The sequence below is a fragment of the Achromobacter sp. DMS1 genome, assembly GCF_001270295.1.
On record NZ_LHSJ01000032.1, the window covers coordinates 36,001 to 45,299 of the forward strand.

Annotated in this window: 9 protein-coding genes and 1 pseudogene; 9 read left to right on the forward strand and 1 reads right to left on the reverse strand. The window is 65.6% G+C overall.

Annotated features, from left to right (window positions below; all coding sequences use genetic code 11):
- Positions 1-264 precede the first annotated feature (264 nt).
- The 9 genes and pseudogenes from cas3 to cas2 all read left to right on the forward strand — a co-directional run bounded on the left by cas3 (position 265) and on the right by cas2 (position 7,856).
- A complete protein-coding gene (gene cas3 / locus AD428_RS06285) occupies positions 265-2,133 on the forward strand; it encodes a CRISPR-associated helicase Cas3' (protein ID WP_369798708.1) in 1,869 nt (622 codons plus the stop codon).
- Positions 2,103-2,432 carry a hypothetical protein gene (locus tag AD428_RS29315; RefSeq protein WP_369798682.1) on the forward strand — a complete coding sequence of 110 codons (330 nt, stop codon included), beginning with the start codon at positions 2,103-2,105 and terminating at the stop codon, positions 2,430-2,432. The genes cas3 and AD428_RS29315 overlap by 31 nt, the downstream gene beginning before the upstream one ends.
- A gap of 51 nt (positions 2,433-2,483) precedes the next feature.
- The gene (cas5c, locus tag AD428_RS06290) at positions 2,484-3,158 is read left to right on the forward strand and encodes a type I-C CRISPR-associated protein Cas5c (protein WP_053244139.1); all 675 of its coding nucleotides are present in this window, start codon (positions 2,484-2,486) and stop codon (positions 3,156-3,158) included.
- Positions 3,155-4,969 (forward strand): type I-C CRISPR-associated protein Cas8c/Csd1, encoded by a 1,815-nt coding sequence (gene cas8c / locus AD428_RS06295; RefSeq protein WP_053244138.1) that lies wholly within the window; start codon positions 3,155-3,157, stop codon positions 4,967-4,969. Before cas5c ends, cas8c begins: the two co-directional genes overlap by 4 nt.
- Positions 4,966-5,847 carry a type I-C CRISPR-associated protein Cas7/Csd2 gene (gene cas7c, locus AD428_RS06300; RefSeq protein ID WP_053244137.1) on the forward strand — a complete coding sequence of 294 codons (882 nt, stop codon included), beginning with the start codon at positions 4,966-4,968 and terminating at the stop codon, positions 5,845-5,847. The genes cas8c and cas7c overlap by 4 nt, the downstream gene beginning before the upstream one ends.
- A 25-nt stretch (positions 5,848-5,872) precedes the next feature.
- Positions 5,873-5,965: pseudogene (locus tag AD428_RS28790) on the forward strand (CRISPR-associated protein Cas4); the annotation flags it as partial.
- A gap of 140 nt (positions 5,966-6,105) precedes the next feature.
- Entirely contained in the window at positions 6,106-6,528 is a 423-nt protein-coding gene (cas4, locus tag AD428_RS28795) for a CRISPR-associated protein Cas4 (protein WP_255352189.1), read from the forward strand.
- Positions 6,513-7,556, forward strand: a complete 1,044-nt coding sequence (gene cas1c, locus AD428_RS06310) for a type I-C CRISPR-associated endonuclease Cas1c (RefSeq protein WP_053244135.1) — start codon at positions 6,513-6,515, stop codon at positions 7,554-7,556. Before cas4 ends, cas1c begins: the two co-directional genes overlap by 16 nt.
- 9 nt (positions 7,557-7,565) lie before the next feature.
- Complete coding sequence (cas2, locus tag AD428_RS06315) at positions 7,566-7,856, forward strand: CRISPR-associated endonuclease Cas2 (RefSeq protein WP_053244134.1); 291 nt, start codon at positions 7,566-7,568, stop codon at positions 7,854-7,856.
- Positions 7,857-8,186: 330 nt separating this feature from the next.
- Here the strand turns inward: cas2 and AD428_RS06320 are convergent, their stop codons facing one another.
- Positions 8,187-9,158: a Bug family tripartite tricarboxylate transporter substrate binding protein gene (locus AD428_RS06320; protein WP_053244557.1), complete on the reverse strand. Its 972-nt coding sequence runs from the start codon at positions 9,156-9,158 to the stop codon at positions 8,187-8,189.
- Between the last annotated feature and the right edge of the window lie 141 nt (positions 9,159-9,299).

Below are 9,299 nucleotides of genomic sequence, written 5' to 3' on the forward strand. Positions count from 1 at the left end.
TGGCGCGCCCGGGAAGGCGGCCAAGCGCCGCGTATCGGGTGAAATTTCGGGGGCGGGGTTTCTGTTTTTCTGAATATGCCGGCATCGGGCGTCGGTCGGCCCATCGGCTGCCGTTTGTGTGAGTAAATGTTTTTATAAATTACGATATGATTTATCCGTTGAGGTTATAGAGGATGGGATGTGCCGGCGTTTTCATTCTTCGCTCACTCTACCGCGGATGCTTCAAGGGCCGATTGGCAATCTCTGCCCGATCACCTGAAAGGCGTGGGCGCCCTGGCCCGACGGTTCGCCGGGGCTTTTGGCGCGGCGGAGTTGGCTGAGGTCCAGGGATGGCTGCACGATCTGGGTAAATACAGCGAGGCGTTTCAACAGCGGCTGCGAGGCGCCGCGCATCGCGTGGACCATTCCACCTGGGGCGCCCGCGTCGCCGTGCGGCGGTACCCGCACCTGGGGCATTTGCTGGCCTACGGCATCGCCGGCCATCACGCCGGGCTCGCCAACGGCGATGGCGAGGGCGAGAGAACCGCATTGCGGCAGCGGCTGGACCCCGGCTTTGAATTGCCGGCTCTCGATCCCGCCTGGGAGCAGGATTTCACGTTGCCGGCTGAGCTGGCATTACCGAGGCTGAAAGCGCACAGCCGTGCGCGCGCGAATTTTCAATGGGCCTTTCTGGCGCGCATGCTGTTTTCCTGCCTGGTGGACGCCGATTTTCTGGATACCGAGCGTTTTTACCTGCGTGCGCAAGGTCTGCCGGATTATCGCGGTGCCGATACAAACCCGCCCGGCCTCGTGCAATTGCAGGCCGAGTTGAACCAATACTTGGCGGGTCTGTCGGGCCATGGCGAGGTCAACGCCATCCGGGCGGAGATTCTTCGGCACGTGCGCGAGCGGGCCGAACGGGCGCCCGGGCTGTTTTCGCTGACCGTGCCCACGGGCGGGGGCAAGACGCTGGCCTCGCTGGCTTTCGCGCTGGACCACGCGATACGGCATGGCCTGCGCCGGGTGATCTTCGTGATTCCGTTCACCAGCATCGTGGAGCAGAACGCCGCCGTATTCCGCAAAGCGCTCGGGCCGCTGGGCGACCAGGCCGTGCTCGAACACCACAGCGCCTTCGTGCAGTCCGAGCCGCCGCGCGACGACCCCGAGAAGTACCAGGCGCAAAAGAAGCTGCAACTGGCCATGGAGAACTGGGACGCGCCCATCGTCGTCACCACAGCCGTGCAGTTCTTCGAAAGCCTGTTCGCCGCCCGGCCCTCGCAGTGCCGCAAGCTGCACCGCATCGCGGGCAGCGTCGTGGTGCTGGACGAGGCACAGGCCATGCCGCTCAAGCTGCTGCGGCCCTGCGTGGCAGCCATCGACGAGCTGGCGCGCAACTATCGGGCCAGCGTGGTGCTGTGCACGGCCACTCAGCCGGCATTGGCGGCGCCGGCGTTCGAAGGCGGCCTCACCGAGGTGCGCGAACTGGCGCCGGATCCGGGGCGGTTGTTCAGGAAGCTGGAGCGCGTGCGCGTGAGGCACCTTGGCATGCTGGATGATGAGGCGCTGGCCGGCCACATGCGTGCGCGCGAGCAGGTGCTGTGCATTGTCAACAACCGCCGCCATGCCCGGGCCGTCTACCAGGCCATGGCCGACCTGCCCGGCGCATGCCACCTGACGACGCTGATGTGCGCCAGGCACCGCAGCGCCGTGCTGGACGAGGTGCGGGCGCGGCTCAAGAAAGGACAGCCTTGTCGTCTGGTTTCTACCAGCCTGATCGAAGCCGGCGTCGATGTGGATTTTCCCACCGTACTGCGTGCCGAGGCCGGACTGGATTCCATCGCCCAGGCCGCTGGCCGCTGCAACCGCGAAGGGCTGCGCCCGCGTGACGGCAGCGAGGTGCTGGTGTTCCTGCCCGAAAACCCGGATTGGGCGCCGCCGCCCGAGCTGGCGCAATACGCCCAGGCCGCGCGCGCGAGACGCTCAGGAAATTCGAGGCGGACCCGCTGTCTCCGCAGGCCATCGAAGACTATTTTGCGGGGCTGTACTGGCAAAAAGGATCGGCCGCGCTGGACGGCCCCAATTTGTTGGGGCGCCTGGCCGATAGCCGGATCGACAGCCTGCCCATGGAAACGCTGGCCGCCGAATTCCGCATGATCGACAGCGTGCAGATGCCGGTGATCGTGCCGTACGACGATGACGCGCGCAACGCCTTGGAAGCATTGAAGTTCACGAAAGGCTGCGTGCGCCTTGCCAGGCGCTTGCAACCTTACCTGGTGCAACTGGGCCGGAAGGAGTTCGACGCCTTGTACAAGGCGGGCGCTATTGCACCCGTGAACCCAGGCGACTGGGGAGATCAGTTCATGCAATTGGTTCACCCCGGACTGTATCACCCGGACTATGGCATCAACAGCGACGATCCTGGCCTGATAGAGGCGGACCATCTGTGCTGGTAGGTATATGGAATTTTCGAGAGCCACCGCAGGTGGCATGAGGAGGGGCAGAGTATGGGCTTTGGTGTGCGAGTGAAGGTATGGGGCGAGCGCGCCTGCTTCACCAGACCCGAGATGAAAAGCGAGCGTGTGAGTTATGACGTCATCACGCCTTCGGCCGCGCGCGGCATCCTGGAGGCCATTCACTGGAAACCGGCGATCCGCTGGCACATAGACCGCATCCGCGTGCTCAAGCCGATCCGCTTCGAATCGATCCGGCGCAACGAGGTCGGCAGCAAGATTTCCCCGGCCAACGTGTCCCGGGCCATGAAGGCCGGCTCGACGGCGGGATTGACGAATTACGTGGACCAGGACCGCCAGCAGCGCGCGGCCATGGTGCTGCGCGACGTGGCCTATGTGATCGAGGCCCATTTCGAGCTTACGCCCAAGGCTGGCGCGGACGATTCGGTGGGCAAGCATCTGGACATCTTCAATCGCCGCGCGCGCAAGGGGCAGTGCTTTCACATGCCGTGCCTGGGCGTGCGCGAGTTTCCGGCGGCCTTCGCCCTGATCGAGGAGGGCGAAAGTCTGCCCGCGCCGCACGAAAGCCTGTTGGCCGAGCGCGACCTGGGCTGGATGCTGCATGACATCGATTTCGCCCAGGGCATGGCGCCGCGCTTTTTCCGCGCCCGCATGGCGCAAGGCGTGATCGAGGTGCCGCCCTGGCGCGGCGTGGAGAGCCGGCCATGATTCTGCAGGCGCTCGTCGATTATTACCAACGGCTGCTGGAACGCCGGACCGAGGGCCTGGCGCCCTTTGGCTACAGCCCCGAGAAAATCAGCTACGAAATCCTGCTGTCCGCCGATGGCGGCGTGGTGCAGGTCAACGACATCCGCGACAACACGGGCAAGAAGCCGCAGCCGCGCCTGATGAACGTGCCCCAGCCCGAAAAACGCACGGTGGGCATCAAGTCCAACTTTCTTTGGGACAAGACCAGCTACGTACTCGGCATCAGCGCGACCAGCAAGCGCGCCGACAAGGAGCACGCCGCCTTCAAGTCCTTGCATCAGGAGCATCTGGCCGGCACGCAGGACGCGGGCCTGAAGGCGCTGCTGGCTTTTCTGGAGGCCTGGACGCCAGCGCGGTTCGCCGCTCCGCACTTCAGCGAGGATATGCTGGACGCCAACCTGGTGTTCCGCCTGGACGGCGAACGGACCTATTTGCACGAGCGCCCCGCCGCGCAGGCTCTACGCGCGCAGTTGCTGGCCAGCCAGGCGGAGGGCCAGCCGCCGCTGGCGATTTGCCTGGTGACCGGCGAGCCGTTGCCCGCGGCGCGCCTGCATCCGGCCATCAAGGGTGTCAGCGGCGCGCAGAGCTCGGGCGCCTCCATCGTCTCCTTCAATCAGGAGTCCTTCGCTTCCTACGGCAAGAGCCAGGGCGACAACGCGCCCGTTTCCGAACGGGCGGCGTTTGCCTACACCGCCGTGCTCAATCATCTGCTGCGCCGCGGCGAGCACAACCGCCAGCGCCTGCAGATCGGCGATACCAGCATCGTCTTTTGGGCCGAGGCGGCCGATGCGCAAGAGGCCGAGCGGGCCGAGCTGCTGCTGGCCGACCTGCTTGACGACCGCCCCACGGACGAGCAGGAGGCCGCACGCATCCGGAGCGAACTGGAAAAGGTGCAGAAGGGCCGGCCCTTGGCCGATATCGATCCCAGGCTTCAGGAAGACACGCGCATGTACGTGCTGGGCCTGGCGCCCAATGCCGCGCGCATCGCCATCCGCTTCTGGGAGGTCGGCACCCTGGGGCTGTTCGCCCGCCGCCTGGCCGAGCATGCCGCGGACTTCCATCTCGACCCCCGACCCTGGAAGACCGCCCCCTCGGCCTATCGTGTCGTGCTGGCCACGGCGCCGCAATACAAGGACAGCGCATCCATGGACGACGCGGCCAGCCAGCTCGTCGGTGAACTCGTGCGCGCGGTGCTTACCGGCAGGCCCTATCCGCGCAGCCTGTTGGCCAACGCCCTGATGCGCATGCGCAGCGACGGCCATGTGTCGGGGCTGCGCGTGGCCATTTGCAAAGGTATTCTGGCGCGCGAGCGCCGCCTGGGAATCAATAGCGACAAAGAGGAGATCCCCGTGAGTCTCGACAAGGCATCCACCCATCCCGGCTATCGGCTCGGACGTTTGTTCGCCGTGCTGGAGGCCGTCCAGCGGCTGGCGTTGGGCAAGCAGATCAATGCAACCATTCGCGACCGCTACTACGGCGCGGCGTCGGCGACGCCGGCATTGGTATTCCCTGTGCTGCTGCGCAACGCGCAAAACCATCTGGCACGGTTGCGCAAGGACAAGCCGGCCGCCGCAGCTGGTCTGGAAATGGACATTCGAGAGATCGTCGGGGGACTTGCCGACAACTTCCCCCGCAGCCTGCGCATCGAGGATCAAGGCCGGTTCGCCATCGGTTACTACCATCAGCAGCAAAGCCGCTTCCGCCAGGAGGATGGCGCCGACAGCGGCAATACGGAATCCACCGAAGACCACATCGAGGAAACTCAAGCATGACCGCCATCACCCACCGTTACGAATTCGTCTACCTGTTCGACATCACCAATGGCAACCCCAATGGCGACCCGGACGCCGGCAACCTGCCGCGCCTGGACCCCGAAACCAACCGGGGCCTGGTCACCGACGTCTGCCTCAAGCGCAAGATCCGCAATTTCGTGGCGCTGGACAAGGAGGACGCTGCGGGCTATGCGATCTACATGCAGGAAAAGGCCGTTCTGAACAACCAGCACCTCAAGGCGTATGAGGCCGTGGGCATCGAGCCGGTGGACAAGAAGCTGCCCAAGGAGGAGGCCAAGGCCCGCGAGATCACCGCCTGGATGTGCGCCAACTTCTTCGACGTGCGCAGCTTTGGCGCCGTGATGACGACCGGCGTCAATGCAGGCCAGGTGCGCGGGCCGGTACAGATGGCCTTCGCCACCTCCATCGATCCCGTGGTGCCGCTGGAAGTTTCCATCACCCGCATGGCGGTCACCACCGAGAAAGAGGCCGAAGCGCAGAGCGGAGACAACCGCACCATGGGCCGCAAGCACATCATTCCCTATGGCCTGTACCGTGCCCATGGCTATATTTCCGCCAGGCTCGCCGAGCGCACGGGATTCTCCAACGAGGATCTGGAGCTGCTCTGGCGCGCGCTCGCCAATATGTTCGAGCATGACCGCTCCGCGGCGCGCGGCGAAATGGCGGCGCGCAAGCTCATCGTGTTCGAGCATGAGAGCGCGATGGGGAACGCGCCGGCCCACGTGCTGTTCGATGCCGTCAAGGTGGAGCGGGCCCCGGGCGCGGATGCCGCCTCGCCCCGCCGATACGAAGACTACCGGGTCCGCGTCGACACCGCGGCCGTGCCGGCCGGCGTGACCGTGCGCGAGCTGATGTGACCTCGCGCGCCTCGCGGGGAATGCCATGGACGAAGACGACGTCATTGCCCTCTCGGCATTGCAGCATTACCTGTATTGCCCGCGGCAATGCGCGCTGATCCATGTCGAGCAGCTTTGGGCGGAAAGCCGGCATACCGCCGAAGGCCGCCTGCTGCACGAAAAGGCTGACCGGCCCAAGATCGAGCGCCGCAAGGGCGTGCGTGTCGTCACGGCGATGCCGCTGGCCGAAAATCGCCTGGGGGTCAGCGGCATTGCGACGTGGTGGAATTCCACCAGGCCCCGGACGGCGAGCGCGCCTTCCCCGTCGAATACAAGCGCGGGCGCCCCAAGGCGAACCGGGCCGACGAAGTGCAGTTGTGCGCGCAGGCTCTGTGCCTGGAATCCATGCTGGGGCAGCGTATCGACGCCGGGGCGCTCTACTACGGCGCAACGCGCCGGCGCGTCGAAGTGCTTTTCGACGACGGACTGCGCCAGCTTACCCTGGAAACCATCGCCGCCGTGCGCGCGATGCTCGTGGCGGGTCATACGCCCACGGCCCGGTACCGTCCTCGCTTATGCGATGCCTGCTCGCTGCTGGACCTTTGCCAGCCCCGGCTGCTGGGGCGTGACAAAGGGGTCAATGTCTGGCTGGCGGAGCAGTGGTCCAAGGATATGGAAGGCGAGTCATGCGCAGACAGTTGAATACCTTGTACGTCACCACCGATGGCGCTTGGTTGCACAAAGATGGCGCCAACATTGTCATGGAGGTCGAACAGCAGGAGCGCGTCCGGTTGCCGGTGCACATGCTGGAGAGCCTGGTCTGTTTCGGGCGGGTACTGGTGTCTCCGCCTTTGCTGGGCTATTGCGCGGAGCAGGGCATATGCACCAGCTTCCTCACGCCGAACGGCCGGTTCCTGGCGCGCGTCGAAGGGCCGGTGTCCGGCAACGTATTGTTGCGCCGCCAGCAGTATCGGGCCAGCGACAATCCCGGGCGCTGTGCCGCCATCGTGCGCAACCTGCTGCTGGGCAAGCTGCACAACCAGCGCGTGGTGCTGGGTCGCGCCTTGCGGGATCACGGCGACGGTTTGCCGACCGATCGGCAGGCGGCGCTGGCGCACGCGCACAAGCGCCTGGAGATGATCGCCAAGAAGCTGCACGATGAAGACTCTGGCGTGGACCTGCTGCGTGGCTACGAGGGCGAGGCCGCGCAAGCGTACTTTGGCGTTTTCGATGCGCTGATCCGTGTGGACAGTCCGGCCATGCGCTTTTCGGGACGCAGCCGGCGGCCGCCGTGCGACGCCGTCAATGCCTTGCTGTCGTTTCTCTATACGCTGGTCACGCATGACTGCCGGTCGGCGTTGGAAAGCGTGGGCCTGGACCCGGCGGTGGGCTTTCTGCACCGGGACAGGCCAGGACGGCCCAGCCTGGCGCTGGACCTGTTGGAGGAATTCCGGCCGCTGCTGGCGGATCGCCTGGCGCTTTCGCTGATCAACCGCAAGCAGGTGGGCGAGCAAGACTTTCAGTACATGGACAACGGCGCCGTATTGTTGAGCGAGGCCGCGCGCAAGGCGGTGCTGGTGGCCTACCAGGAGCGCAAGCGCGAGGAGCTGCGTCATGCGTTCATCGACGAAAAAGCGGCAATCGGCCTCTTTCCGTTCATCCAGGCGCAATTGCTGGCGCGTCATCTGCGAGGCGACCTCGATGCCTATCCGCCATTCCTGTGGAAGTGAGGTCCGTCGATGATGGTACTGGTCAGTTACGACGTCAGCACCACGGACCCGGGCGGCGCACGCAGATTGCGCCGGCTTGCCAGGGCCTGCCTGGACTACGGTCAGCGCGTGCAATTTTCCGTATTCGAGATCGAGGTGGATTCCGCCCAATGGACCATCTTGAAGGCCAGGCTGATGGAAACGATCGATCCGGTCCGGGACAGCCTGCGGTTCTACTACCTGGGTCGGCAATGGCGCAGCAAGGTCGAGCACGTCGGCGCCAAACCCGTGTTGGACCTGGATGCGCCGCTGGTATTCTAGGCGACCGCGAACCCTAAGTGTTCGTGCGTGCCCCCGTGAGGGTTCGCGACTTTTCATGTCTTTGTTTTTGCTGAGGATTTTGTCTTGTGGCGGCGGCTTGGCGGCGCATGGACCACTTTGGCCTGCGGTTCGCGGAGGCCGCGGCTACGTGTATGACGGCACCCATACGGGCGCGCGCCAGCCCGGCGCAGGGGTCACGCCTGGCTGCTGCGCCAGGCCGGGCTGCGGGTCTTCAGCGAACACGAGTGGGAATCGGCGCAAACCTGCCTGCGCGAGCTGGAGGCCGGTTTGCTGGGGTGAGCGCTTGCGGGAATATCGGCTTGCGTTCGGCTATTCGGCGCGGATGTTGGCCTGCCGCACGATCTTGCCGTTGTCGGCGTATTCCTTGCGGATCTGGGCCTCGAACTGGGCGATGGTGCCGGTGGACATGACGTTCAGCGCGCTGGCGAGCGGTTTTTCGATCTCCGGCATGGCCGCGATCTTGTTGATGAGCGCGTTCATGCGCTGGCGGAAGGCGGGCGTGCTGCCGCCTGGGGCAAAAAAGCCGAAGGTGGACGTCATGTTGGCCATGGGATAGCCCAGCTCGGCCAGGGTGGGCGCGTCGGGATGGCCGGGCAGGCGGGCGGGAGAGCCCACGGCCAGCAGCTTGAGCTTGCCCTCGGCGATCAGGGCGTTGACCGGGCCCGAGGCGTTGACCAGCATCAGCGAGAACTGGCCGCCCAGCGCGTCGGGCACCATCTGGGCCATGCCTTTGTAGGGCACGTGGGTGATGCGCACGCCGGCCTGGTTGTTGATCTGCTCCAGCATGAGGTGGCCCAGGGAGCCGACGCCCGCCGTCGCAAGCGACAACCCGCCCGGGTCGGCCTTGGCCTGCGACAGCAAGTCCTGGAAGGTGGAGCCCTGGAAGCGCGGCCCGCCCACCAGGTAGACCGGCGAATACATGACGGACGCCACGGGCGCCAGATCCTTGAGCGGGTCGTACAGGGTTTTCATGACGTGCGGCGACAGCGTGACCGGGCTGACCGCGCTGAAGGCCAGCGTATCGTCGCCGCCCGCGCGGGCGACCGCGTTCATGCCTATCATGCCGCCGGCGCCGCCGCGGTTCTCGACGACCACGGGCCGCCCGAGCTCTTGCGACATTTTCTCGGCGAAGGCGCGTGCGGTGTTGTCGACGATGCCTCCGGCGCCGTAGGGCACGACGATGGTCATGGCCCTGGCGTCGGCGACGCCCTGGGCCTGCGCGTTGAATGCCAGCATCGCGCCCAGCGCGCATGCCATGGCGATCCGCTTGAATCCGGACATGTTTTCCCCTGTGATTGCGGCGGGCGTCGCAATGGCGCGCGCCGGGTTGCGGCGGCCTCCGCTTGAATCCGGACATGTTTTCCCCTGTGATTGCGGCGGGCGCCGCAATGGCGCGCGCCGGGTTGCGGCGGCCGGTGCGGC